23 protein-coding genes and 1 riboswitch are annotated in these 25,727 nt (G+C 69.6%); of the genes, 4 read left to right on the forward strand and 19 right to left on the reverse strand.

Annotated elements, in window-relative coordinates; translation table 11 throughout:
* Nucleotides 1-17 precede the first annotated feature (17 nt).
* From ASG27_RS15100 to ASG27_RS15110, 3 genes are all read left to right on the forward strand, one after another.
* Entirely contained in the window at nt 18-704 is a 687-nt protein-coding gene (locus tag ASG27_RS15100) for a response regulator transcription factor (RefSeq protein WP_056421287.1), read from the forward strand.
* Between the two features lie 60 nt (nt 705-764).
* A complete protein-coding gene (locus ASG27_RS15105; RefSeq protein ID WP_056421286.1) occupies nt 765-2,267 on the forward strand; it encodes a sensor histidine kinase in 1,503 nt (500 codons plus the stop codon).
* 88 nt (nt 2,268-2,355) lie between these two features.
* On the forward strand, nt 2,356-2,922 hold the full coding sequence (locus ASG27_RS15110) for a hypothetical protein (protein ID WP_235504134.1): 567 nt from the start codon (nt 2,356-2,358) through the stop codon (nt 2,920-2,922).
* A gap of 215 nt (nt 2,923-3,137) precedes the next feature.
* Here ASG27_RS15110 and ASG27_RS15115 read toward each other — a convergent pair whose 3' ends face one another.
* From ASG27_RS15115 to ASG27_RS15160, 10 genes are all read right to left on the reverse strand, one after another.
* Complete coding sequence (locus ASG27_RS15115) at nt 3,138-4,574, reverse strand: LLM class flavin-dependent oxidoreductase (protein WP_082486097.1); 1,437 nt, start codon at nt 4,572-4,574, stop codon at nt 3,138-3,140.
* Between the two features lie 84 nt (nt 4,575-4,658).
* Nucleotides 4,659-5,660, reverse strand: a complete 1,002-nt coding sequence (locus tag ASG27_RS15120; protein WP_235504133.1) for a CysB family HTH-type transcriptional regulator — start codon at nt 5,658-5,660, stop codon at nt 4,659-4,661.
* Between the two features lie 308 nt (nt 5,661-5,968).
* Nucleotides 5,969-6,976: a FecCD family ABC transporter permease gene (locus tag ASG27_RS15125; RefSeq protein ID WP_056421285.1), complete on the reverse strand. Its 1,008-nt coding sequence runs from the start codon at nt 6,974-6,976 to the stop codon at nt 5,969-5,971.
* Nucleotides 6,973-7,965 (reverse strand): ABC transporter substrate-binding protein, encoded by a 993-nt coding sequence (locus ASG27_RS15130; protein ID WP_082486096.1) that lies wholly within the window; start codon nt 7,963-7,965, stop codon nt 6,973-6,975. The genes ASG27_RS15125 and ASG27_RS15130 overlap by 4 nt, the downstream gene beginning before the upstream one ends.
* Entirely contained in the window at nt 7,965-8,759 is a 795-nt protein-coding gene (locus tag ASG27_RS15135; RefSeq protein WP_056421284.1) for an ABC transporter ATP-binding protein, read from the reverse strand. Before ASG27_RS15135 ends, ASG27_RS15130 begins: the two co-directional genes overlap by 1 nt.
* 9 nt (nt 8,760-8,768) lie before the next feature.
* On the reverse strand, nt 8,769-10,967 hold the full coding sequence (locus tag ASG27_RS15140) for a TonB-dependent receptor (protein ID WP_082486095.1): 2,199 nt from the start codon (nt 10,965-10,967) through the stop codon (nt 8,769-8,771).
* Between the two features lie 74 nt (nt 10,968-11,041).
* Nucleotides 11,042-11,286, reverse strand: a riboswitch (cobalamin riboswitch).
* Nucleotides 11,287-11,308: 22 nt separating this feature from the next.
* Nucleotides 11,309-13,492 carry a TonB-dependent receptor gene (locus ASG27_RS15145; RefSeq protein ID WP_056421283.1) on the reverse strand — a complete coding sequence of 728 codons (2,184 nt, stop codon included), beginning with the start codon at nt 13,490-13,492 and terminating at the stop codon, nt 11,309-11,311.
* Between the two features lie 44 nt (nt 13,493-13,536).
* Complete coding sequence (locus ASG27_RS15150) at nt 13,537-14,967, reverse strand: ABC transporter permease subunit (RefSeq protein ID WP_056421282.1); 1,431 nt, start codon at nt 14,965-14,967, stop codon at nt 13,537-13,539.
* Between the two features lie 40 nt (nt 14,968-15,007).
* Complete coding sequence (locus ASG27_RS15155; protein WP_056421281.1) at nt 15,008-16,405, reverse strand: ABC transporter permease subunit; 1,398 nt, start codon at nt 16,403-16,405, stop codon at nt 15,008-15,010.
* A complete protein-coding gene (locus tag ASG27_RS15160; RefSeq protein WP_056421280.1) occupies nt 16,402-17,112 on the reverse strand; it encodes an ABC transporter ATP-binding protein in 711 nt (236 codons plus the stop codon). The genes ASG27_RS15155 and ASG27_RS15160 overlap by 4 nt, the downstream gene beginning before the upstream one ends.
* 258 nt (nt 17,113-17,370) lie before the next feature.
* On the opposite strand from ASG27_RS15160, the gene ASG27_RS15165 reads away from it, so the two are divergent.
* Nucleotides 17,371-17,769, forward strand: a complete 399-nt coding sequence (locus tag ASG27_RS15165) for a Fur family transcriptional regulator (protein WP_056421279.1) — start codon at nt 17,371-17,373, stop codon at nt 17,767-17,769.
* Nucleotides 17,770-17,890: 121 nt separating this feature from the next.
* Here the strand turns inward: ASG27_RS15165 and ASG27_RS15170 are convergent, their stop codons facing one another.
* The 9 genes from ASG27_RS15170 to ASG27_RS15210 all read right to left on the reverse strand — a co-directional run bounded on the left by ASG27_RS15170 (nt 17,891) and on the right by ASG27_RS15210 (nt 25,692).
* Nucleotides 17,891-19,273 (reverse strand): sulfatase family protein, encoded by a 1,383-nt coding sequence (locus ASG27_RS15170; protein ID WP_056421329.1) that lies wholly within the window; start codon nt 19,271-19,273, stop codon nt 17,891-17,893.
* The gene (locus tag ASG27_RS15175) at nt 19,231-20,271 is read right to left on the reverse strand and encodes a Bug family tripartite tricarboxylate transporter substrate binding protein (RefSeq protein ID WP_082486094.1); all 1,041 of its coding nucleotides are present in this window, start codon (nt 20,269-20,271) and stop codon (nt 19,231-19,233) included. Before ASG27_RS15175 ends, ASG27_RS15170 begins: the two co-directional genes overlap by 43 nt.
* Nucleotides 20,272-20,284: 13 nt before the next feature.
* Complete coding sequence (locus ASG27_RS15180; RefSeq protein ID WP_056168199.1) at nt 20,285-20,500, reverse strand: TOBE domain-containing protein; 216 nt, start codon at nt 20,498-20,500, stop codon at nt 20,285-20,287.
* Nucleotides 20,501-20,851: 351 nt separating this feature from the next.
* Nucleotides 20,852-21,559, reverse strand: coding sequence for an SDR family oxidoreductase (locus ASG27_RS15185; protein ID WP_056421278.1), 708 nt, complete (start codon nt 21,557-21,559; stop codon nt 20,852-20,854).
* 88 nt (nt 21,560-21,647) lie between these two features.
* A complete protein-coding gene (locus ASG27_RS15190; protein WP_056421277.1) occupies nt 21,648-22,649 on the reverse strand; it encodes an NADP-dependent oxidoreductase in 1,002 nt (333 codons plus the stop codon).
* Nucleotides 22,650-22,755: 106 nt separating this feature from the next.
* Nucleotides 22,756-23,412, reverse strand: coding sequence for a TetR/AcrR family transcriptional regulator (locus ASG27_RS15195; RefSeq protein WP_082486093.1), 657 nt, complete (start codon nt 23,410-23,412; stop codon nt 22,756-22,758).
* Nucleotides 23,413-23,607: 195 nt separating this feature from the next.
* Nucleotides 23,608-23,823, reverse strand: coding sequence for a TOBE domain-containing protein (locus ASG27_RS15200; RefSeq protein ID WP_007857120.1), 216 nt, complete (start codon nt 23,821-23,823; stop codon nt 23,608-23,610).
* An 89-nt stretch (nt 23,824-23,912) separates the two neighbouring features.
* On the reverse strand, nt 23,913-24,725 hold the full coding sequence (locus tag ASG27_RS15205) for an ATP-binding cassette domain-containing protein (protein ID WP_056421276.1): 813 nt from the start codon (nt 24,723-24,725) through the stop codon (nt 23,913-23,915).
* 4 nt (nt 24,726-24,729) lie between these two features.
* Entirely contained in the window at nt 24,730-25,692 is a 963-nt protein-coding gene (locus ASG27_RS15210) for an aliphatic sulfonate ABC transporter substrate-binding protein (protein WP_056421275.1), read from the reverse strand.
* Between the last annotated feature and the right edge of the window lie 35 nt (nt 25,693-25,727).

A 25,727-nucleotide genomic window follows, 5' to 3' on the forward strand; every position in this document is an offset into this window, starting at 1 on the left:
AGAACTTTGAACCGACCATGCGCCTCCTTCTGGTGGAAGACGACCCGGTGCTCAGCCGCACCATGGCCCGGGGCCTTGAAAACGCAGGCCACCGCGTCGAGCTGGCCCACACGGTGGAAGAGGCCCAGCACTGGTGGGCCGTGCAGGCGTTCGACGCCGTGCTGCTGGACCTGAACCTGCCCCATGCAGCGCACGCGCGCAGCGGCCTGGGCAGCGGCCTCACCGCCCTGCGCAGCGCCCGCGCCCGCGGCGACCGCACGCCGGTGCTGGTGCTCAGCGCGCGCGACAGCACCGAAGAGCGCATCGCCGGCCTGGACGCCGGGGCCGACGACTACCTGGGCAAGCCCTACGAACTCAAGGAAGTTGAAGCCCGCCTGCGCGCCCTGCTGCGCCGCGCCAGCGGCACGGCCGACCTGGTGACCGTGGGCCAGCTGGCGCTGGACCGGCAGGCCCGCCGCGTGAGCGTGGCCGGGCAGCCGCTGGAGTTGCCCGCGCGCGAGTTCGACCTGCTGTGGGAGCTGATGACCCCGCCCGGCCGCGTGCTGAGCAAGAGCGATCTGTCGTCGCGCCTGTCCGATGCCGGCGAGGCGCTGGGCGAGAACGCGCTGGAGGCGTCGTTCTCGCGCCTGCGCCGCAAGATCGCGGGCAGCGGCGCGGCCATCCGCACGCTGCGCGGGCTGGGCTACCTGCTGGAGGAAGAATGAGGCACCGCCCCGCCGAGGCCCTTGCGCGGCGCCGGCCTCGTGCATCGCAGGTGGAGCGCAGTGCCACGCCCCGCTGACACGACGCCCGCGCGCCAGCGCCCCGCCCTGCGCGAGCGCATCGGGCGGCACGTGCTGCTGTCGCTGGTGCTGATCTGGGGCCTGGGCAGCACCGTGGTGCTGGGCGTGGGCAACCATTTCGTGGCGGAGGCCTTCGACCGCGCGCTGCTGGACGACGCGCATGCACTGGCGGCGCACGTGCGCGGCGGCGACGCGGCACCCGGCACGGCGCCGCTGCAGCTGGACCTGACACAGCGCGAGGTCGGGCTGCTGCGGTTCGACCAGAGCGAGACCGTGTGGTTTGCGGTGTATGGCGACGGCGGCGCGCTGGTGGCGGGCGAGGCGGACCTGGCCCCCGACGGCGTTGCGCCCGGCAGCACGCACACCTTCTCGCCGCTGCGGCGCGACGGCCGGGAGCTGCGCCGGGTGAGCCTGCGCATCGACGGGCCGCAGCCCTTCACCGTGGTGATGGCGCAGACCACGGCGGAACGCACGCAGCTGCTGCGCCGGCTGCTGGTGTATTCGGGCCTGGCGCAGCTGTGGCTGCTGGTGGCGCTGGGCTCGTGGCTGCTGCGCGGCATCGAGCGCGACCTGCGGCCGCTGAGCGACCTGCAGGACGCCATGGACCGCCGCGACGCGGCCGACCTGCAGCCGCTGCCCCAGGCCCTGACGCAGGGCGCCGCCACCAGCGACGTCCAGCGCCTGGGCGAGGCGCTGGACGGCCTGCTGGCCCGCGTGCAGCAAAGCCTGCATGCGCAGCGCGAATTTGCCGGCAACGTGGCGCACGAGCTGCGCACGCCGCTGGCCGGCATCCGCACCCAGGCGGCGCACGCGCTGGCGCACAGTGACCCCGCCGTGTGGCGCAGTGAACTGGAAGGCATCGCGGCCGCCGAGCAGCGCGCGAGCCGCACCGTGGACCAACTGCTGGCCCTGGCCCGGGCGACCGAAGGCGGCATCGCGCTGGCGCTGCAGCCCCTGGCACTGAACACCGCCGTGCGTGAGGTCGTGCTGCGCTACCTGCCGCGCGCCGATGCGCTGGGCGTGGACCTGGGTGCCGAGGGGCTGGACCACGCCGTGGCAGTGCAAGCCAACCTGGCGCTGGTGGAGGGCATCCTGCACAACCTGCTCGACAACGCGCTGCGCTACGGCCGCGGCCAGCCGCCGCGCATCACCGTGTCGCTGCACCTACAGGCCGAGCACGCCGTGCTGTGCGTGGCCGACAACGGCCCCGGCGTGGGCCCCGACCTGGCCGGGCAGCTGCAGCAGCGCTGGGCGCAGGGCGACCCGGGCCTGCAACTGGGCCAGGGCGCGGGCCTGGGGCTGTCCATCGTGGCGCGTTATGCGCAGCTGATGGGCGGACGGCTGGAGCTGCGCGAAGCAGAACCCGGTGCGCAGGCCACGGGGCTGGCCGCCAGCGTGTGGCTGCCCCTGGCGGTGCGCGGCGCGCGGGACGGCGGCCCCGCGAACGACAGGACCGACGGAACCAGCGGCAACACGCACGCTTGATGCAGGTCAAGGCAGCTGCGGGCAGCCCGGCCACAATGGGCCGGTGCCAAACCTCCTGAACCCGTCTTCCCGCTCCCCCACATCAACCGTGACCAGCATCACCGACCGCAGACTGCAGCGTGCCGCGCGCTGCGTGGCCGTGGTGGCCGCTGGGGTGGCACTGGCGGCCTGCGACAGGGTGGGTGGTGGCCTGGGCAGCCAGGCTGCCGTGCCTGCAGTTGCCAGCACGACCGAGGCAGACTTCGACACGCTGGTGGCCGCCTGCACGCAGTCGCTGGCAGGCCGGGAGCGCACGGTGCAGCCCGACAACGAAGGTCAGTGGACGCAGACCGGCTACAGCCCCGCACAGGTGCAGCGCGAGGTCACGCGCACCGAGTCGCCCATCACGCCGTACGTGGGCAAGATCGTTGTCAAGGACAACGTGGCGCAGGCCAGCGCCGGGTCGCAGGCCCAGGCGGCGGCCATTACGCTGACGCCCGCGCACCTGCGCTCCAACCGCACCCACACCTTCGTCTACAGCTTCGATGGCCAGCGGTGGCGCTGGAACAACGGCGTGCGGCTGACCAAGACGCCGCCGCACAACGACGAGACCACGCCGTTGGCGCTGGCCGATGTGGCGGCGGACAAGGGCCTGGCGGGCTGCCTGCCGCGGTGATGCGCCAGCGGCGGGCGCCAGGCCATCGCTATCATTTCAATAGCTGTCAGCGCTTGCCCATCAAGCGATAGAGACCATTTTCATTCAGAACTAGCAGCCCCTGTGCTGCCAGGCGCGGGCTGGCTGCCCACTCCTTCACGGACCCCGGGGCGTCAATCACCCACCGGGGTGCCGATCACTGGCCGGATCAAGCCCTGTCGCGGCTGCGGCCAGCGTCATGCAGGCACGGCGTCCTGAGCGCTGGGCACCGTCGACGCGGACGGGGCGTCGGGTGCAGCAGCCGCCCGCGCCGCCCCGTTGCGCCGTGCGGTGTACCGGTTCTCCGGCACCGGCAGGCTCAGATTGCCGCGCAGGGTCTCGGCAGCGTACTCGGTGCGCAGCAGCCCGCGCGCCTGCAGCACCGGCACGGCCAGCTCGACAAAGGCCTTGAGCGAGGTGTTGGGCAGCGCCTCGAAGAAGTTGAAGCCATCGGCCGCGCCGCCCTCGAACCAGCGCTGGATTTCATCGGCGACCTGCTCCGCCGTGCCGACGAAGGTGCGCTTGGGCCGGGCGTGCCACAGCGCCACCTCGCGCAGCGTCAGGCCGTGCTCGCGGGCGTGCTGCTTGATGCGGTCGCTCGCGCTTTGCTGGCTGTTGCGGCCCAGGTCGCCCAGGTCCGGGAAGGGTTCGTCCAGCGGGTACTGCGTGAAGTCGTGGTCGCTGAACGGACGCGCCAGCGCGGCGATGGCGTTCTCGATGGGCACGAGCGCAGCCAGCTCTTCGTAACGCTGCTCCGCCTCCTGCTCCGTGCGGCCGACGATGGGCCGAAAGCCAGGCAGCAGAAACACCTCGTCGGGGTTGCGCCCCTCGGCCCGTACACGGGCCTTCACGTCCCGGTAGTAGGCCTGGGCGTCCTCGAACGTGTCGGCATGGAAGAAGATGGCGTCGGCCCGCTGCGCGGCAAAGGTCTTGCCGTCGTGCGAGGCGCCGGCCTGAAAGATCACGGGCTGCCCCTGGCGAGAGCGGGCGATGTTCAGCGGCCCTTCCACCGCAAAGAACTCGCCCTGGTGGTCCAGCTTGTGCAGCTTGCCTTCGTCGAAGAACTGGCCGGTGGCCTTGTCGTGCACCAGGGCGTCGTCCTCCCACGAGTCCCACAGGCCCTGCACCACATCCAGGTGCTCGCCCGCCAGGCGGTAGCGCACGTCGTGGGCGTAGTGCTCCTGGCGGCTGTAGTTGCGCGCGCTGCCGTCCAGCCACGACGTGACCACGTTCCAGCCCGCGCGCCCGCCGCTGATGTGGTCGAGCGAGGCGAACTGCCGCGCCACCGTGAAGGGCTCGCTGTAGCTGGCGGTGAGCGTGGCCACCAGGCCGATGTGCGAGGTGACGGCCGCCAGGGCCGACAGGATGGTGATGGGCTCGAAGCGGTTGAGGTAGTGCGGGCTGGAGCGCGGCGTGATGTGCACGCTGTCGGCCACGAACAGGAAGGTGAACCGCGCCTGCTCGGCCAGCTGCGCCTGGGCCTTGTAGAACGCGAAATTGGTGCTGGCGTCGGTCACCGCGTCCGGGTGGCGCCAGTCGCCCCAACCGGCACCCACGCCGTGCAGCACCAGGCCGAGTTGAAGGGTGCGCGGCGCGCGTGGCGCCGGCGTGGCGGGTGCGGAAGATGAGGTCATGGTGGGGTCCCGAAACAAAGGCCCGAAGGCAGGTCACAAACCCCCCAGCGTAGAAACCTCGGCCCGCCGCGCCAACGAAGAAATTCAGATATCGGTATGCCCCGGGGCCACCCCCGCCACATCCACTGCCGCATCGCCCCCGCCCTGCCCCAACCCGTGCGCGCTTTGCTGCACCGCCTTCTCCACCGCGTCGCGGGTGAGCGTGGGCACGAAGCTTTCGATGAAGTGGTACGCATAGCCGCGCAGCCAGGCCCCGCGGCGCAGGCCCAGGCGCGTGAGGTTCACCTCGAACAGGTGGCCCGCGTCGATCAGGCGCAGGTGGCGGTCGCGCTCGGCATCCACGGCGATGGACGCGACGATGCCCACGCCCATGCCCAGCTCCACGTAGGTCTTGATCACGTCGGCGTCCATGGCGGTGAGCACGATGTCGGGCGCGATGCCTTCGCGTGCAAAGGCCTCGTCGATGTGCGCGCGGCCGGTGTAGCCCAGCTCGTAGGTGATGATGGGGTGCTCCGCCAGCTGCTCCAGCGTCACGGGGCCCGCCAGGTCCAGCAGTGGGTGGCCCGGGGGCACGACGATGCTGTGCGTCCAGCGGTAGCAGGGCAGCGTGACCAGCCCGTCGTAGCTGGCCAGCGCCTCGGTGGCCACGCCGATGTCGGCCTCGCCGGACATCAGCATCTCGGCCACCTGGCGCGGCGAGCCCTGGTGCAGGTGCAGCGACACCTGCGGGAACATCGCCCGGAAGTCGCGCACCACCTGCGGCAGCGCGTAGCGCGCCTGCGAGTGGGTGGCCGCCACCGACAGGCGCCCCTGCGCGCTGGCGCTGAAGTCCTGGCCGGCGCGCTTCAAATTGTCGGCTTCGAGCAGCAGGCGCTCCACCGTGGGCAGCAGCGCCTCGCCCGGTGGGGTCAGGCCCGTGAGGCGCTTGCCGGCGCGCACGAAGATCTCCACACCCAGCTCTTCCTCCAGCTCGCGGATCTGGCGGCTGACGCCCGGCTGCGAGGTGTGCAGCATGTTGGCCACCTCGGTCAGGTTGAAGCCGCGCCGGACGGCTTCGCGCACGGAGCGCAGTTGTTGGAAGTTCATGGCTGGCTCCTGGCGGGAAGCGAGCGTGGCGCGTTAAGGGCGCGCACAGCCAGGCGATAGGTCGGGTGGGCGAAGAAGGTCACAGGCTGTATGTTGTAGTTCAAATAACCTGTCAATCTTAAAATAACGAATTTAAAACGATAAACAATATATAGAGATAACTTTCCGCCCAAAATGTCTATGTGGGACTGGCTGCAGCGCGAGCAGGAGGCGAACGCAAGCGCCGCCCGAAGCGGCTCCCAAGGTGCCAACTCTTTTGGGGGAAGTGAATCGATGGCCGTTGGACGGCCGGGTACCTGGGCCCAGCCTTAGCGCACCGCGATGCGCCGCAGCCAGAGCATCACGAACACGGCGCCCAGCCCCGCGGTGACGACACCCACGGGCAGCTCCTGCGCGCCCAGCACCGTGCGGGCCAGCAGGTCGCTGCCCAGCAACAGCGTGGCGCCCAGCAAGGCGGCGCACGGCACGAACGCCGCATGCAGCGGGCCCACAAAGCGCCGCGCCACGTGCGGCACCATCAGCCCCACAAAGCCGATCACCCCTGTCAGCGCCACGCAGCAGGCGGCCGCCACGGCAGCGACGAGAAAGACCTGCACCCGCAGCCGCTCGGGCGCCACGCCCACGCTGTGCGCGGTGTCGTCGCCCGCCAGCAGCGCGTCGAGCGCGCGGTGCCGCAGCGCCACGAAGGCCGCCACCACCAGCAGGCCCGCCAGTGCCAGCCACAGGTTGTCCCACCGCGCCAAGCCAAGGCCGCCCATGGACCAGAACACCACGGCATGCGCCGCACGCTGGTCGCCGGCAAACACCAGCGCGTGCGTCAGCGCGCCGAACAGGAAAGACACCGACAACCCCGCTAGCACCGTCTGCGCCGGGCCCTGCCCCACCGCACGGCGCACCAGCAGCAGCACGGCCGCCGCGGCCACCATGGCCCCGGCGAAGGTGGCCAGCGGCAAGGTCCAGGCGCCCAGCGAATCACCCGCCCAGGCCAGCACTGCCACCGCACCCGCCGATGCGCCCGACGACAGCCCGAACAGAAACGGGTCGGCCAGGTCGTTGCGGGTGACGGTCTGCAACAGGCTGCCCACCATGGCCAGCGTGGCGCCCACCAGCAGCGCCAGCAGCACGCGCGGCAGCCGCAGGTCGCGCACGATGGCCTGGGCCATGGCGTCGTCCGCGCCCCTACCCCCGGGGGGCGCCAGCGCAGCCAGGGCCTCGTGCCACGCGACCGGGGTGCTGCCCATCGTTAGCGACAGCAGGGCCAGCACCAGCAGCACGGCCCCGGCGGCCAGCGGCAGGGCCCAGCGCGGTAGCGTCATGGCACGGCCCGCAGCGCGCGGGCAATCTTCTCGATGGCGCCGATGTTGGCCGGGCCGGGCGTGAGCTCGGCATAGCGCAGCGGGATGAAGCGGCCGTTGCGCACCGCGTCGGTGAGCCGCATGGCCGGGTGCGACTGCAGCACCTGGCGCAGGTGGTCGGGGCCCTGGCCGTTCTGGTAGTCGAGCAGCACGATGAACTGCGGGTTGCTGGCCGCCACGGCCTCCCACGACGCGGTGCCCCAGCTCATGGGCAGGCCGTCCATCACGTTGCGGCCACCCGCGGCGTCGATCAGCGCCGTGGGCATGGCGGCGCGCCCGGCGGTGAAGGGCTTGTCCTCGCCCGAGTCGTAGACGAACACGCGCGGTACCGCCGGCAGCGCGGGCCGTGCCGCGGCCCGCACGCGCGCCTGCCACTGGGCCACCAGCCGCTCGGCGGCATCGCGGCGGCCGAACACGGTGCCCAGGCGCAGCATGTCGCCGTAGAGCAGGTCCAGGGTGGCACGGGGCTTGTCGCGCAGCGTGTGCGAGCAGCTTTCGGTGAGCACCAGGGTCTTGATGCCGTGGCGCGCCAGCGTGGTGGGCGTGACCTCGCCCCCGGGCTGCATGCCGTAGTACCAGCCCGCCATGAAAAGGTCGGGCCGCGCGGCGAGCAGGTTCTCGAGCGTGGGGTACTTGGGCGCGAGCTCGGGCACGTCGCCCAGGGTCTCGCGCAGCGATGCATCGGACTTGTACCAGCCGGTGATGCCCGTCACGCCCACCAGTTGCGGGCGCAAGCCCAGGGCGAGCGCCATCTCGGTCATGTTGAGGTCGTGCACCACCAGGCGTTGCGGCGGGGCATCGAAGCGCAAGGTGTCGCCGCAGTTGGAGACGGTGACGGGAAAGCCCGAAGCACCAATACCAGCACCTGCAGGGCCTGCTGCAGCCACAGGGCCCGCAAAAGCCAGCAGCAGCGATGCGGACGACAACCAGGATTGCAGCACTGCCTTCATCACGCGGCCTCTCTTTCAAACGACCACAGCGTGCCGCCGTGCCGTGGGTGCCGGGTGTGCACCAGCTCCATGCCGAACACGCTGGCCACGCGCTGCGCGCTCAGCGCCTCGCGCGGGGGGCCGTCGGCCACCAGGCGGCCGGCCTGCAGCATCCACACCCGGTCGGCAAAGGATGGCACCAGCCCCAGTTCATGCAATGCCGCCACCACCGTGATGCCCAGGCCGCGCACCAGCGCCAGCAGGTCGGCGCGGGCCGCCAGGTCCAGGTGGTTGGTGGGTTCGTCCAGCAGCAGCAGCGTGGGCTCTTGCGCCAGCGCCCGCGCCAGGTGCGCGCGCTGGCGCTCGCCGCCCGACAAGGTGGAGAGCCTGCGCGCGGCCAGGGTGTCGATCCGGCAGGTGCGCAGCGCGGCGTCCACCACCCGCGCGTGTTCGGCGCGGGCCACGCGGTGCTGGTGCGGCAGCCGGCCGATGGCCACGTAGTCGCGCACCAGCAGGCCCAGGTCCACCGATTCGGACTGCGCCAGCACCGCCACGTGGCGTGCGCGGTCCGGCGCGGGCCAGCCGGCCAGGTCGTGCCCCTGCACCCGCACCGTGCCCTGCGTGGCCGCGATGCGTGCGCACAGCATTTTCAGCAGCGTGCTTTTGCCCGCGCCGTTGGGCCCCACCAGGGCCACGCATTCACCACGGTGCACGGTGGCATCGATGGGCGTCAGCAGCTCGCGGCCGCCATCGGTGCAAAAGCCTGCGGCTTGCAGTTGCAGCACGGGGGTGGTCGTGGCCAGGGGTGGAGACATGCGGCGAGCTTATAGCGCCCAGCGCACGGCCAGCTCGACGCTGCGCGGCGCGCCCAACAGGATCTGGTCGGGGTAGAACGGGTCCGACCACGCCGCGTACACGCGGTTGGCCAGGTTGCGGCCCCGCAGCGTGACCTGCACGCCGCGCGCCACGTCCACCGTCAAAGCCGCATCCAGCGCGGTGTAGGCTGCAAGGCGCACGGTGTTAGCGTCGCTGTGAAAGCGCTCGCCCACGTGCCGCACCGAGGCCGACAGCTGCATCGGCACGCCCGCCACAAAGCGGTATCCCACGCCCGCATTGGCCACCACGCGCGGCCCGTTGGGCGGCGTGTGGCCCGACAGCGACCCGCCGCCGGCCAGCGCGTAGTCCTGGTAGCGCGCGCGGTTGAGCGCCAGGTTGCCCCACACGCTCCACTGCGCATCGGGCCGCAACGCGACCGAGGCCTCGGCCCCGCGCGACTGCAGGGCGCCGGCGCGCGCCAGCGTCTGACCGCCCTGCCCGGCGTACACGTTGCGGCGCTTGGTGTCGTACAGCGCGAAGGTCCACTCGCCACGGTCCTGCCAGAAGCCCTGCTTCACGCCCACCTCGGCGTTGCGGGTGCGGGTGAGGTCCAGCGGCTGCGTGCCGCTGAGCAGGAAGATGTTGTTGGCCGCCACGTCGGCGCCCGTGCCGTACTGGCCGTACACGGTGGTGCCCGCCGCAGCTTCCCAGGTGAAGCCCAGGCGCCCGGTGGTGGGGTGCCAGGTCTTGTCGAACGGAAAGCCGTTGCGCTGCACGCCCTGGGCGTTGGCCGAGGTACGCGAAAGCTCGATGGACTCGTGCCGCACGCCGCCGATGAGCGCCACGGTGGGCGTGAGCTTGAGGCGGTCTTCCAGCGCCAGCACGGTGTTGCGGATGCCGGTGGTCTGCCGCTGCTGGGTGAGCGGACCGTAGGTGCCTCGCGCGGGGTTCACCAGGCTCACACTGTCGCCGGGGAAGTTGGCCGCACCGGGGCGGATGAAGTCGAGGTCGCTGTACTCGAACGCCGCCACCAGGCGGTTGTCGCGGCCCGCCACCTGGCTGTCCCACTGCAGCTCGGTCTTGTTGCCCACCGATGTCTGGTCGTGCGCCAGGAAGAAGCGCTCGCGGTCCACCAGGCCCGTGGTGGCGTTGAACGCGGCGATCTCGTTGTTGAACCAGGTGCGGTCGGCGGTGTAGCGGTAGAACTGGGTGCGCAGCGTGAAGGCGCTGTCGATGCGCCAGTCGGCGCCCGCGCGCAGCCAGGTCTCGCGCGCCTCGTTGCGGTTATCGAGCACGTTGTAGTTGGTGCGCAGCGTGCGGCGGTCGATGGCCACCGGGCCCAGGTTCGTGCCGTTGTAATTGGAGGTGTAGGTGCCCGACACCACACCGCCCACCGGCTGGATGCCCGGGGCGTTGGCCGACACCAGCGGCGTGCCCCAGTAGCTGCTGCCGTTGTCGCGCTTGGCCTCGCCGGCCACGAAGAGCTTGACGCCCGGCGCCACGTGCCAGTCGAGCCCGCCCGAGATGTGGCGGTTGCGCTGGCCGGTGTCGTGGACGAAGCCGTCGCTGTTCGAGCCGCTCACGTCGATGCGGTAGTCCAGGTCCTTCCAGGCCGTGGTGCCGCCCGAGCCGAAGGCCACGCGCCGCTCGCCGAACGAGCCGACCGCACCGGTCACTTCGCTCTGCACCGCGCCGCGGTGCGGCGCGCGGGTGACGAAGTTGACGGCACCGCCCACGGCGCCCTCGCCCGACATCAGCGATGCCGCGCCCTTCAAGAACTCGATGCGCTCCAGATTGGCCGCGTCCATCACACGCGATGTCATGTTGGGCGGACCGATCTTGATGCCGTTGTACAGCGTGTTGATCTGGCTGTTGGCAAAGCCGCGCATCGAGAACGCGCTGGGCTCTGCCGGAAAGTCCCCGGCCGTCACCCCGACTGCGGCCTGGGCGGCTTCGGTCACCGTGCGCAGGCCGCGCTCGGCCAGCACCTCGCGCGGCACCACGTCGATGGACGCGGGTGTCTCACGCACCGTGAGGCCCAGGCGCGATGCGCCGTCGGCTCGCTGATCGAGCAGCGGGCCGGGCGTGGCGGACTCCTTCACGACGACATCGGGCAAGGTGCCTGCGGTCTGGGCATGCGAAGGGAATGCAGCGGCCAGTGCCCACGGCAGGACGGCCATCCGCAGGGGATGAAAAGAGTGGCTCATACGATGATGGAAAACAAATAGGCCCGGCGCCGGCCTCCCGCCAGCGCTTGAGCGTTATGGCAGCGCTCCATAGGAGCTCCACCCACTTGTTGGCCGGTATCCGGGCTGGCGGAAGAATCCCCCAAAGCCTTCCCAGGTGCTTGTTCAAGGCAACCCAGTGGCTGTGCGTAAGGGGAGCGGGCTGCCGAGGTGGCGACCCATCCGTTGACCGTTGCGGGGGCAGCGCAGGCGCGGCACGGTCCTGTTCGGTGGTGCCTCCCTGCTTCCCGTTGAACTGCGGCATGCGAACCATGCTGCGAGCACCAACGGGGCGATTCTAGGGGCACGGTAAAGCCCTCGCGTCAGAAGTCATACCGGGCAGACAGCTCGAAGGTGCGCTGCGGCGCGATCAGCACCTGGCTCGTGGCCCGGCCTGCGAAGCTGGCATAGAGCTTGTCGGTGAGGTTGCGCACACGGAAGGTCAGCAGCACCGGCTTGATGCGCCAGCTGGCCGCCACGTCGGCCGTGGTGTGGCCGTTGATGCGGATCTGGTTGGCGTTGTCGGTGTACATCTTGCCGGTGTGGTTGACGGACAGGAACAGATCGAGCGGCAGATCCTTGAACCGGTAGTTGGCGAACAGGTTCACGATGCGCTCGGGCACATTGGGCGGCGTGTTGCCCACGCGCGATACGCCGCCCGCCTCGGTCAGCGTGTCGAAGCGCGCATCCAGCGCCGCCACGTTGCCCGACAGCGTGAGCTGCCGGGTCGCGCGCCAGGCGGCGGCCAACTCCACCCCGCGCGACGACTGCCGGCCGTTGTTGATGGTGACGTTGGCGTTGTTCGGGTCGCGGGAAAGCACGTTGTCGAGCGCGATGTGATAGGCCGCCGCCGTCCATTCCACGCTGGCCAGGCTTTGCTTGAAGCCCACTTCCAGCTGTTGGCCCTTGGACTGTGGAAACGCCGCATTGCCCGCCGACAGCAGGAAGAGCGAGCCCACCGGAATGGTGGCGTTGGTGTACTGCGCGTAGACGGACGATGCCGCGCTGAGGTCGAACACCGTGCCCAGCCGCGCGGAGTTGGAAGAGTACTGTGTGCCGAAGGCGCTGAACGTGCCGAGGTTGAGGTCGGCCACGCTGCGGTCCACATCCACGCGGTCGTGGCGCAGGCCGCCCACCAGCGTCCAGGCCGGGGTGAGCTTGAGCGAGTCTTCGGCAAACACCGAGGTGCTGCGCACGTCCGAGGTGAAGTTGGTGCGGTTGCCGCCGCCCGCCATCAGCGCCGGGTCGTCGTTGTAGGTGCCCACGGCCGGGTCGAACAGCGGCACGCGCAGGCTGGCAGCAGTGGCCGCCGAGCCGTTGGAAAAGCGCCGCGTGTTGTCGAATTCGGTCTTGCTGATCTCGCCGCCCACCACGAACCTGTTCGCCATGCCCGCCAGGCGCCCTGTGTGCGAGGCATCCAGCCGGTTGGACAGGTAGCGCTGGTCGTGCGCGATGGTGGTCTGGTCGCGCGTGATGGACGCGGGGGCGGTGAACACCGCGCTTTCCGAATTGCGCCACAGGCGGTCGACCTGGTTGGCCGTGAGCTCGTTGCGCAGCGTCCACTCGGGTGTCAGGCGGTGGGTGATGCGCGCGCGCAGCCAGTAGGCCTCGGACTGGTTCTTGTCGTCCAGGATGTTGTAGTTGTTGCGTGCGATGCGCCGGTCCACCACCCGGCCGTCGGGCGTGCTGACCACGCCGGTGGGCTGGGTCGCCAGGCTGCCGGGAATGAGCGGCGTACCCCAGTAGGCGTGGCCTTCGTCGCGGGCATAGTCGAACGACACATCGAGCCGGGTGGCGCGCGCCAGCTCGAACGACACGCCGGTGGTCAGGTGCTCGAGCCTTTCGCTGTTGCGGTCGATGGTGCCCACGCGGGTGTCGTTGCGGCTGTAGTCGATGCGGTAGGCGCCTGTCTCCCCCACGGCGCCGCCCAGGCCCACCGCCGCCCGGGTGGAGCCGTAGCTGCCGTAGGACAGCAGGGCCTCGCGCCCGGGGTTGTTGCGGTCAGGCCGCTTGGTCTGGAAGTTGACGATGCCGCCGATGGCGCTGTCGCCCTGCAGCACCGACGCCGGGCCCTTGAGCACCTCGATGCGCTCGTAGTTCCAGGTGTCTTGCACCCGGTTGGTCACGCCCGCGCCGGACATGCGCACGCCGTCGTACAGGTACAGCACGTTGGTGAAGCCGCGCATCGACAGCGTGGTGGGTGCGGCGGGCGTGCCCCCGCCCGCCATGCCGGCCGCACCGCGCAATGCCTCGCTCAGGGTGCGTGCGCCGCGCTCCTGGATCACGTCCTGCGAAAGGATCTCCACCGACGCGGGGGTTTCGCGCAGCGTGAGGCCCAGGCGGGATGCGCTGGTGCTGCGCTGGTCCAGCTGCAGGCTGTCGCGGTCCTGCCCGCCCACGATGCTGACCGCGGGCAACTCGCGGTCGGGCTCTGGCGTCTGGGCCCAGCTGGCGTGCGTGGCAGCGGCCACCGCCAGCGCCACGGCGGTGCGGGTGAAGGGGGTCATGGATTTTTCCTCTCGGGTTTGTTGTTCGGTGTTGGATGGATGCGCTAGACGACGCGGTAGCGGCGCAGCCGCCAGAGCGCTACGCCCAACAGAACGAGCGTGGGCAGCAGCAGCTGCAGCACGGCCCGTGCGGCCTGGGCCTGCACGGTGCCCGGCGCTTCGTCGCGCCATGCAAACGCGGGGATGCGCGCGAAGTCCGCCTCGGTGATGGCCAGGCCGCCGTCGATGCGGGGAAAGAAGAAGTCCTTCCACGCCTGGTGGTAGGCCGTGATCTGCGCCATGAACCAGGCGTTGCGGCTGTGCCCCGTGCCCGCCAGCGCGGTGATGCCCTCGTACGCCACGGCCGCAGGCGACACGGCGCTCCAGCGCGCCACCAGTGCCTGTTGCTGCGCCTGCTGCGCATCGAAGCGGTCCAGCTCGGGCTGCAGCGTGTCGTCCACCTGGCGCTGGATGCGGTAGTTGGCCATGGCCCGCCCGCTCATGGCCAGACGGCCGTCCTTGGGCACCAGCACGTCGGGCTTGTCCACATGCTCGTAGTCGGTGGCCAGCAGCGCGGCGTTCTGCGACATGGCCTGCGCGGTGACCACGCGGGTGCGGGTGGCCAGCTCAGCGCGCGAGGGCGCCGGGCTGGTGTGCGTGACCGCGATGTTCAGCAGCACCGGCACCACCAGCACCAGCACCACCCAGCCGATGATGAGCACCATCGCATTGGTGGCCGAAGACCGGCCGAAGGCATTGACCGCCACCACCGCCGTGAACCAGAAGAGCGCATACGCCCCCACCACCAGCGCCCACCACAGCGTGGCGCCGGGCATGGCCAGGGCCTGGGGGCGGGCCACCAGCAGCACCGCCAGCGGCACCAGCACGGCGGCGCCCAGCAGCACCGCGGCGCGCAACGCGATCTTGCCGGCAATCAGCGTCGGCAAGGCCAGCGGCTGCGAGAGCAGCAGGCGCAGGGTGCCGTCTTCCTTCTCGCCGGACAGCAGGTTGTAGCTCAGCGCGAAGATCAGCAGCGGCAGCAGGTACACCACCACGAACGCCAGGTCGAAGTGCCCACTGAGCAGGTGCCAGGGGTTCTCGATGTCGTTGTGGTGCAGGAAGTTGACCTTGCTCTGGTGCGTGACCTTGAACTGCGACGGGAACAGGTCGGTCTGCCCCAGGGCCACCGGCGCCAGCGCGGCGCTGGGCATGACGGCGTAGTGCGCGCCCAGCCCGCCGGCCATGTTGGCGGGGTTGGCCGGGTTGCCGAACGGCGTGGGGGTTTCGGTGCCCGCCATGATGCGCTGGAGCTGCGCCAGTTGGCCAGCGCGCGCCTGCGCATCGGCCGCCACCAGGGCCGCCTGCGCGCTGTCGCGCTGCGTGGTCTGCAGCACGCCGTTGAAGAGCGCATAGCCGATGAGCAGCAGGAACAGGCCGCCCACCCACCAGAGGCTGCGCTCCTTGAGCAGCAGGCGCAGCTCCTGCCGGGCGACCATGCGAAATCGTTGGAACTGAAATGCTTGCACGGGGTTTTCCTTACAGCGCCCGTTGGCGCGCCACGGCAGCCCAGGCGAAGGCCACGGCGAGCGCCAGGCTGGCGCACAGCACCGCCAGGCTCGCACCGCTGCGGGCCAGCGCCCAGCCCACGGAGGGCGCGTGGTATTCAAAAGCCGGCACCCGCGCCCACAGCGACGGGCTGGCCTGGTAGGCGAAGTGCTGGTGGCCCAGCGGGTCGGCGTGCTCCACCAGGTCCTGGCTCACGATGTCCTGGATGACGCGGCGGTGGCGCTCCGCAGCGGTGGTGAAGTCACGGTGGTGCACGAAGTCGGTGCCCGCCATGGCGGTGGAGAAGGTGCGTATGGCCAGCAGCGGCATCAGCAGGCCACCGGCTTCCTGCACCGCCTGCTGGTTCTCCCAGGTGTCCCACAGCCGGCCGAAGTGGCGGTCGTACACGGCATAGCTGAACTGGTCGTCGAGCTTGAGCGCAATGCCCCATTTGTTCAGGGGCACATCGCGGCTCCAGCGCTCGGTGGTGCCGAAGGCCTGCATCCATACCTTGTCAGAAGTCGCCTTGCGGTCGGCGTCCAGCGCCTGGTTGAATGCGAGCCGCGTCGGGCTGGGGAACACGGCGCGCGACAGCTCGGACATCACGCGCGGCGCCACCACGGTGTTGGCGATCCACAGCGCCAGCAGCACGGTGATGGCCACGCGCGAGGTGCGCGATGCGGCCGACACACCGAGCGTGGCGAACACGAAGATCGCCAGGTACAGCGCATAGCCCAGCGCGAGGGCCGCAAAGCGCAGCAAGGCGTCGCCGCGCTCGCCACTGGCGGCAGACAGGGCCACCACCGCCGCCGCGATCAAGGCGGCCGGCAGCAGCAGCGCCGCCAGGCCCAGGCCCAAAGCGGCCGCCTTGCCCCACAACAGGCGCAGCGGCGGCACGCCCAGGCTCAGCGTCTGGCGCAGGATGCCCTGCTCGCGCTCGCCCGCAAAGGCGTTGAAGCCCAGCACCACCACCAGCAAGGGGCCCAGCACCTGCAGGATCCAGCCCACCGACAAATCGCCGAAGCGCTGCAGGCCGGTGGCGTCCTGCGCGGGGCGGAACTTCACCTCGCTTTGCCGGTGCGCCTGCAGCCACACGGTGCTGCCGATGTAGGGGTTGATGCCGGGGTCGAGCAGCGCCAGCGCCGCGTCGGGCTTGAAGGCGTGCATGCCCTGGTGCGCCGCGTCGTGCGGGTGGCGCGCGCCCTGCCGCAGCCAGTCCTGGTAGTCGGAGTTCTGGGCCGCGGCCTGCTCTGCGCGTGCCTCCTTCTGGTGGCCGTAGCCCACCACCAGCGCGGTGAACAGCAGCAGCATGACCATGCCGCCGGCCCAGTACAGCCGCCCGTCGCGCAGGCGCTCGCGCAGGTCCTTGAACGCGATCAGCCAGATCATTGGCCGCCCCGCATGTGCCGCAGGTACAGGGCCTGCAGGTCGGTGTCGCTGATCTGCTGGCTGTCCAGGCTCTCGACCAGGCGCCCCTGCTTCATGATGCCGATGCGCGTGGCCGTCTGCTTGGCGTGGAACAGGTCGTGCGTGGTGGCCAGGATGGCCACGCCCGCGTCGCTCGCGCGCTGCAGCAGCGTGGTGAACTCGGCCGCGGCATGCGGGTCCAGGCCCGAGGTGGGCTCGTCCAGCAGCAGCGCCTTGGCGTCCTTGGCCAGTGCCACGGCGATCCAGATCTTCTGGCGCATGCCTTTGGAATACGCGGCCACCCGCTTGTCGGCCGCGCCGGCGTCGAGCCCCACCTGGGCCATCAGCTCCAGCAAGCGCGTGCGCGGCGGCGGCTCGCCCAGGGCCAGCGCCGCGAAGTAGCGCAGGTTCTCCAGCCCGGTCAGCGTGCCGTACAGGTTCACCTGCTCGGGGATGTAGGCCAGGCACTGCTTGGTGGCCACAGGCTCGCGCGTCACGTCCACGCCGTGGATCAGCGCCTGCCCTCCGTCGGGGTCGATGAAATTGAGGAACAGGTTGACGGTGGTCGTCTTGCCCGCGCCATTGGCGCCCAGCAGGCAATAGATTTCGCCCGGGCGAATGCACAGGTCGAGCGGGTGCAGGGCGGTGTGGTCGCCGTAGCGTTTGGTCAGGCCGATGGCTTCGAGCACGGGGAGGTTCTCCAGTCAGGCGCGGGAAAAGGGGCAAGCTGGCTACTGCACCGAGGCACAGGGGCACAAGGGCAACCAGCGATCGGCGCAAAAACCTGGCGACGCCAGATCAGCCTTTAATGATAATGCATTATCGATATCAAAAAGAACCCATCCGGTGGCCCGCAGAAGAAACCACACGCCCGGCATCGCGGGCCGCAGGGAGTGCAGTCACCGATAATTCGCATTCCTCTGCCCCACGCCACCCTGTCTTCGCCGATGGAACGATCCACCAAGCAACGCACCGCCATCCACGCCGCCATTGCGGACGCACACCGCCCGCTGACACCGCAAGAGGTGCTGGACAGTGCGAGGGAGAGCGTGCAGGGCCTGGGCTTGGCGACGGTCTATCGCAACATCAAGGCGCTGGTGGAAGACGGGTCGGTGCAGGTGGTGAACCTGCCGGGCGAGAGCCCGCGGTACGAGTCCTCCGCGCACGACCACCACCATCACTTTCAATGCACGGTGTGCTCGCGGGTGTTCGACGTGCACGAGTGCCCCGGCGATCTGCGCAACTTGGCGCCCAAGGGCTTCACCGTGGAGCGGCACGAGCTGACGCTGTACGGGCGGTGTGCGGATTGCGCGCCCGTGCCTGCGCGGGCGCGTGCCAAGCGGTAGGCAGCGGGCGGTAGGCGTTTGGTGCGTACCGGGCTGCCGACCAGAACGCAAAAAGGCGAGCCGTGGCTCGCCTTTTCTTCTGGCACCACCGCAACGCGTGAGGCTGCGCTGCGACCTGAGGCTATCCCCGCGTGAGCCGGTGCGGCACGTAGCGGTCGGCCTGGATGTCGGGCGTCACGCCATGGGTGTAGACGTCGTCGGTGATGGGCAAGAACTGCGCGTCCCACGCGGCCCACTGCGTCTTCAGGCGCGCGAAGACCGCGGGCTCAAGATCGCGCAGGTTGGCGCGTTCGCGTTCGTCCTCGGCCACGTCGAACAAAAACTCGTTGTCATTGACCTTGAGGTATTTCCAGTCGCCGTCGCGCACCGCGCGCTGGGCCTGCGCCTTGTAGCGCCAGTACAGCGTGCGCGAGTGCACGGGCGCAGCGCCTTGCAGCACCGGCAGGATGTTCTCGCCATCGCTCGGGTAGTCCGCATGCGGCGACAACCCAGCAGCGGCCAGCAGCGTGGGCAGCCAGTCCATCGATGCGGTGACCTGGTGCTGCACCTGCGGCGCGATGCGTGCGGACCAGCGCAAGAGCGTGGGCACGCGCAGGCCGCCTTCGAGCAGCTCGGTCTTCTGGCCGGTGAAGGGCCAAGTCTTGGAGAAGCGCTCGCCGCCGTTGTCGCTGGTGAAGACGACGATGGTGCTGTCGGCCTCGCCCACATCATGGAGCGCCGCGAGCACCTGGCCCACCGCGGCATCGAGCGCCTCGACGATCTCGCCGTATTTGCGCAGGCTGCCGCCGTCGTAGTGGAACAGGCTCTTGATCTGGTGCGCCACGGCCTCGTCGCCCGGCCCTTCCCAGGGCCAGTGCGGCGCGGTGAAGTGCAACGACAGGAAGAACGGCTTGCGCTCGTCGGCACCCTGCCCTGCGCGGGCGTTGATGTACGCCGTGGCCTCGTCGGCCAGCACCTGGGTGTAGTAGCCGGCGCGCTCCACGGGCACCTCGTTCTCCCACAGGTCGCGCGCCACGTCGTCGCCCACGCCGGGCTTGTGCGTGAAGTAGTCGATGGCACCGTGCAGGTTGCCGAAGAAGCGGTCGTAGCCGCTCTGCAGCGGCCCGTACTGCGGCGGCAGGCCCAGGTGCCACTTGCCGATGAGGGCCGTGTCGTAGCCCGCGGCTTTGAGCAGCGACGGCAGCGTAGGGTGCTCGGGCGGCAAGCCCAGGCCGGTGTCGCGCAAGGCGATGGGCTCTTCGAGCCCCGCGCGCAGCCGGTACTGGTAGCGGCCGGTGATGAGCGCGATGCGCGTGGCCGAGCAAACCGCCGAATTGGCGTACGCCTGCGTGAACCGCACGCCCTGCCCGGCCAGGCGGTCCAGGTGGGGCGTGGCGAAGTCCGTGGCGCCGTAGACGCCCAGGTCCGCCCAGCCCAGGTCGTCGGCCAGGATGAAAACGATGTTGGGAGCCTGGGCCACGGTCAATCCGCCCAGAACCCGGACGACTCGATCACCGGCCGCCATTTGGCGATCTCGGCCACGCGCAGCTGCTCCAGGGCTTGCGGCGTGCGCGGGTCCGGGTCGAGCGCGATCTCGTCGAACCGTGCCTTGACCACCGGGTCTGCCAGCGCCTTGTTGAGCGCACGGTTGAAAGCGGTGACGGTGGCTGCCGGCGTGCCGCTGCGGGCCCACAGGCTGTACCAGCCGCTGCCCACGGCCTTGGGGTAGCCGGACTCGGCGAAGGTGGGCACGTCGGGCAGTTCGCGCGTGCGCTTTTCCGAGAAGGTGCCCAGGATGCGGATCTTGCCCTGCTTGTGCAGCGGCAGCAGCTCGGTGGTGGTCTGGATGGCCGAGCTGATCTGCCCGCCCGCCAGGTCCGACAGCATGGGCCCGCCGCCCTTGTAGGCGATGTGCACGATGTCGATCTGCGCCGCGCCGCCCAGCAGCAGTCCGAAGAAATGCGGCAGGCTGCCCGCCGCCGGGCTGCCGAAGTTGGCGCGGTCAGGGTGCGCCTTGAGCCAGGCCACGAACTCGGCCACGTTGCGTGCCGGGTGGTTGGCGGGCACGGCCAGCGCGAACTGGAAGTGCGCGAGCAGTCCCACCGGCGTGAAATCCTTGGCGGGGTCGTAGCCCGGCTTCTTGTAGACGATCTGCGAGAGCACCGGCGTGATCAGCGGAGCAATCAGGAAGGTGCTGCCGTCCGCAGGCGCCGACAGCAGCGCCTGCGCCGCGATCTGGCCGCCGGCACCGGGCCGGTTGTCCACGATGATGTTGTGCTTGCCGCCCAGGTGCGCGGGGATGCGCTCGGCCAGCACGCGGGCCAGCAGGTCGATGCCGCCGCCCGCGCCAAAGCCGACCAGGATGCGCGAAGACTCGGGCACCGCCGTCGCCTGGGCCCACGCGGCCGGGGCACCGCCCACACCGCAGGCCAGCGCGCACACGCTGGCCGCAGCGCGGCCCAGCAGCGTGCGCCGCTGGCGCGACAACTCTGTCGACGATGGCGAAGTCCGTGTCTCGGTCATGGCTGCTTCCGGGTCAGAGCTTGGCGATGGAGACTTCGGTGGACTTGACGAGCGCCACCACATCGGAGCCCACGACCAGGGCCAGGTCGTCCACCGAGCGGGTGGTGATGACCGACGTGACGATGCCCCAGGGGGTTTCGACATCGACTTCGGAGACGACGTCGCCGCGAATGATCTCGCGCACTTTGCCCTTGAACTGGTTGCGGACGTTGATGGCTTGGATGGACATGAAAAGGCTCCTGGAAGATAGGAAAAAAATGGGCGGATGCTGGGGCGGAGGCCCGTGTCGACAACGATCTGTCGCACCGGGCCACCCGCTGTGCACCCACAAAACTAAACAACCAGAAGCAATGTAAATTAAGTTTCTTATACGAATAAATGGTCATTATTCATAAGCTTTGACTTAGATGTATGGGGCATGAGTTGCAGCCACCACGGCATAAGCGCGGGCCGTGGAAGTGCCCCGGCATCCAGGCCGCACCACCCGATGGCCGCTGCCAAACTCAGCCGCCCCGCCAGACCTTTCGATCTGGCGGGGCGAATGGAAGCGGCCGGTTCAGCCGGGGAAGTCGGTGGTGTCTCAGGCGGGCTGCGGCAGGTAGCTCGGCCGCGTGGCCGTCATCGACAGCTTGACGTGCTGCGTGAGCTCATCGGCCAGCACTTCGTCCGCACCGGCGGCCAGGCCGTCCAGCGCGCGCTGCACGATCTGCTCCGGGCTCGACTTGGGGACGTCGAAGCCGCGCGTCAGGTCGGTATCGACATAGGCCATGTGCAGGCCCAGCACCTGCGTCTTTTGCGCCGCCAGTTCGTGGCGCAGCGCGTTGGTCAGCGACCAGGCGGCGGACTTGCTGGCCGAATACGCCGCCAGCTCGCCGCCGTTGACCCACGATGCCACCGACAGCACGTTGAGCAGCGCCCCACCGCCGTTAGTTGCGAGGATGGGTGCAAAGGCCTTGCTCACGCGCAGCACGGCAAAGACGTTGGTGTCGAAGATGCGGCGGGCCACCTCTTCGCTGTCGGCGTCCATGAAGCCGCCGGGCTGGGCGATGCCGGCGTTGTTGATGACCAGCGTCACATCGGGCGCGGCGGCGGCCGCAGCGGCCACGTCGGCAGGGTTGTTGACGTCCAGGCGCAGGGCCTGCACCCCAGGCTGGGGCGCGACGGTGGCAGGGTCGCGCGCACCGGCGTAGACCTTGCGTGCGCCGCGGGCGAGCAGCTCGCGGGCAAATGCCAAGCCGATGCCGCGGTTGGCACCGGTGATGAGGACGACAGCGTTTTCGATCTTCATGAAAATCTCCAGAGGGACAGGTGGAACGGATGGAAGGTTGGGTGGGGACTGACGGCGTGAGAAAAAGGATGTGCAGCGGCCTGCTGGCTCACACCACCTGGATGACGACCTTGCCCTTGGCACGGCCCGCTTCCACATAGGCCAGGGCGTCGTTGGTGGCGCTGAACGGAAAGACTTTGTCGACCACCGGGCGGATGGCGCCCGCTTCGACAAGGCGCGTGATCTCCTGCAGCTGCGCGCCGTGCGCCCGCATGAAGAGGAACGAGTAGCCCACGCCCAGCGCCTTGGCGCGCCGCCGGGTGCCGGCGCTCAGCAGGCGCATCACCAGCCGCACAAAGCCGGGGGCGCGAATGGCCTGGCCGAATGCCGGGTCGGGCGGGCCGGAGATCGAGACGACCTGGCCGCCGGGCTTGAGCACGCGCAGCGACTTCGCCAGCGCCTTGCCGTCCTGGCTGTGCAGCACGACGTCGTAGTCGCGCAGCACCGCTTCGAAGTCCTGCGTCTTGTAGTCGATGACGACATCGGCGCCCAGGCTGTGGACCAGCGCCGCATTGCCCGCGCTGGCCGTGGTGGCGACGGTGGCGCCCAGGTGCTTGGCCAGCTGGATGGCAAAGGTGCCCACGCCGCCCGACCCGGCCTGGATGAAGACCTTCTGGCCTTTTCGCAACTGCGCCTTTTCCACCAGCGCCTGCCAGGCCGTGAGCCCCACCAGCGGGATCGATGCGGCCTCTTCCATCGTCAGGCCGCGGGGCATGCGGGCCAGCGACGATGCCTTGACGGCGATGAGTTCTGCAAAGGTGCCGATGCGGAAATCGTCTGCCCGGGCGTAGACCTCGTCGCCCGGCTGGAACTGCTGCACACGCGGCCCCACCCGCACCACCACGCCCGCCACGTCGTGCCCTAGCACCAGCGGCATGGCGTACGGCAGGATGAGCTTGAACTCGCCGCTGCGGATCTTGGCGTCGAGCAGGTTCACGCCGGCGGCATGCACCGCCACCAGCACCTCGTCGTCGCGCAGGTCCGGCGCGGGGACATCGGCGTGCCGCAGTGGGCCCTGCTTGGCGTAGCGGTCGAGGACAAAGGCTTTCATGGGGCTTCCTGGGTAAAGGACACAGCGCTAGTCGGTGCAGATCGCAAGCAAATTCGCATGATGATCGTCATATGTAAAGGCAAAAAAAAGCGCGCCGCTGGGGAAGTCAGCCGGGCGCGCCGGGCGGCGTGGCAGGTGCAGCGTCTGCAGCGTGCGTCGAGTTCGTCAGCTGCATCAGGTGCTTGAGCGCGGCCTCGCGCAGGCTGTCCGACAGCGCGGGCTCGTCCACCGCGCGGGACAGCACCAGCGCACCCACCATCGTGGCCATGGTGACGAGCGCCTGTTCGTGGGCTGCGGGCTGGCCCCACTGCGGCGACTGGCGCCCGATGAGATCGACCATTTCCTTGATATGCCGGGTGGTCACGCGGCGCACCTCGGGTGCCTGGCGCGATGTCTCCGAGCCCAGGGCCGCCAGGGGGCAGCCCATCTCGACACTCTCGACATGTTGGCGCGACAAGTAGGCCGAGAGCATGGCGGCCAGCGCGCGGGGCGACGGCTCGCCGGCCGCGGCACCGGCCGCCAGCGCTGCGGATTCGGTGCATGCCTTGGCAGCGGCCTCGGCCAGCATGGCCTCGCGGGAGTCGAAGTGCGCATAGAAGGCGCCGTGCGTCAGGCCCGCCTCTTTCATGATGTCCGCCACGCCCGTGCCGTGGTAGCCCTCGCGCCGGATCGCGCGCGAGGCCACCGACACGATGCGCTCGTGCGTGGCCTCCTTGGCGGCGGCTCTGGAATGGGGCGTGAACTTTGGCATGATGCGCATCATACGACATAGCGCCGTGTGTCGCAACCCCGGCCGTCTGCGCCGCTGCTTCTGCGAGGCCCCATCCACCGGAGCCCCGGCCCCCTCGATACCAGAGATTCAGGCCCTGCAAAAAGGCCTGTCTGCAAACACTACTATTTTCATAGCGCCTTGCGCCCTACCAGCAAGCGGTAGGGGCATTTTTCCTCTCTCACCCGCTCACAGTTTGGCGATGGACACCTCGGTCGACTTGACCAGCGCGACCACGTCGGAGCCCACGACCAGCGCCAGCTCGTCCACCGAGCGCGTGGTGATGACCGACGTGACGATGCCCCAGGGCGTTTCGACATCGACTTCGGAGACGACATCGCCGCGCACGATCTCGCGGACTTTGCCCTTGAACTGGTTGCGCACGTTGATGGCTTGGATGGACATGGGGTTCTCCTTGATGGGGCCTTTGGGCGAAGAAAGGAATGACAGAAGACAGGAAGAAAGCAACGGAAGGCAGCGGGCGCCAAAAACGGCTACACCGCCCAGCGCAGACCATGCGCAGGCACGCCGGGCCACGGCGCTTCGTGCGCCGGCTCGCCGTCGGGCTTTTGCAGCACGCGGTCCAGGATGCGCTTTTCGATGGCGGCAAAGGCGGCGTCACCGTGCGACCGGGGACGCGGCAGGTCGATGCGCTGGTCCAGCGCGATCTGGCCGTCCTCGATCAGGATCACGCGGTCGGCCAGGGCCACGGCTTCTTGCACATCGTGGGTCACCAGCAGTGCGGTGAAGCCGCTGCTGCGCCACAGGCCTTCGATGAGGCGGTGCATCTCGATCCGTGTCAGCGCATCCAGCGCGCCCAGGGGCTCGTCGAGCAGCAGCAGGCGCGGGTTGTGCACCAGGGCACGGGCCAGGGCCACGCGCTGGCGCTGGCCGCCGGACAGGCGCGCGGGCCACTCGGTCAAGCGGTCGCCCAGGCCCACGCGGGCCAGCACATCGGCGGCGGCGCCGCGCCGCGTGGGCGGCAGGCCCAGGGCCACGTTGTCGGCCACGCGCTTCCAGGGCAAGAGGCGCGAGTCCTGGAACATGATGCGGGTGTCGTCGCTCAGGCCGGCCACGTCCTTGCCGTCCAGGCGGATCGCGCCGCCCGAGACGGATTCGAGGCCTGCCACCAGGCGCAGCAGCGTGCTCTTGCCGCAGCCGCTGCGGCCCACGATGGCCACGAACTGGCCGGGCTCGATCACGAGTTCGGTCTTCTTGAGCACGTCGCGCGCGCCATAGCGCTTGTCCACGCCGCGCACTTCCAGGCGCACGCCTTGCGCGGCGGGGGTATTGGTCGTCTGGGTCATGGTGTCAGGCTCCAGTCTTGAACAGCGGCACGTCCAGCGCGTTCACGCGCTTGGGCAGCAGCTTTTCGGCAAAGAAGGCATCGGCGATGCGTTGTTGTTCGGTCAGTGCGGCGGGCACCACCGCCCGCACCTCGTAGCTGCGGCGGCTGTTGGCCAGCTCGATCACACCCGCATCCAGCCCCCACACGGGCGCCAGCAGCGCGGCCGCGTCCTTGGGGCTTTGCTTGACCCACACGCCGGCCTTCTGCAGCTCGTTGAAGAACACGCGCAGCACATCGGGCCGTGCCTGGGCGTACGGCGTTCCGGCCAGGTAGTAGCGCTGGTACGAAGCCAGGTCGCGCCCGTCTGCCAGCACGCGCACGGCCGACTGCTTTTGCACGGCGGCGAGGAACGGGTCCCACACCACCCATGCGTCGATGGCGCCGCGCTCGAAGGCGGCGCGGCCATCCGCGGGGGTCAGGTACGCGGGCTCGATGTCCTTGAACGACAGGCCGGACTTTTCCAGCGCAGCGATCAGCAGGAAGTGCACGCCGGCTGCCTTGGCAAAACCGATCTTCTTGCCCTTGAGGTCGGCCACCGTCTTGATGGGCGAATCGGCGCGCACCACGATGGCCTGGGCCGATGGCGATGGAGACTCCTGCGCCACGAAGGTGAGGTTGGCGCCCGCTGCCTGGGCGAACACCGGCACGGTGTCGGCCACGTCGGCGCTCACATCGATGTTGCCCAGATTCAGGGCTTCGAGCAGCGGCAGGCCGCTGGTGAACTCGTGCCACGTCACCTTGACGTTGAGCGGCGCGAGCAATTGCTCCAGGGTGCCGCGCGTGCGCAGGATGGTGGTGAGGGTGGAGGACTTCTGCAAGCCAATGCGTAAAGTCTCAGGCTTGCCCTGCGCGGCGGCCAAACCGCTCGACAACGCGGCGATGGCACCGAGCACAGTGCGCCGGTGAATGTGGAAAGGATTGGTCATGGTGGTCCGCAATTCTTGGAATGGAGGGTCGGGCT

Source organism: Acidovorax sp. Leaf191 (genome assembly GCF_001424425.1).
Lineage (GTDB): Bacteria > Pseudomonadota > Gammaproteobacteria > Burkholderiales > Burkholderiaceae_C > Acidovorax.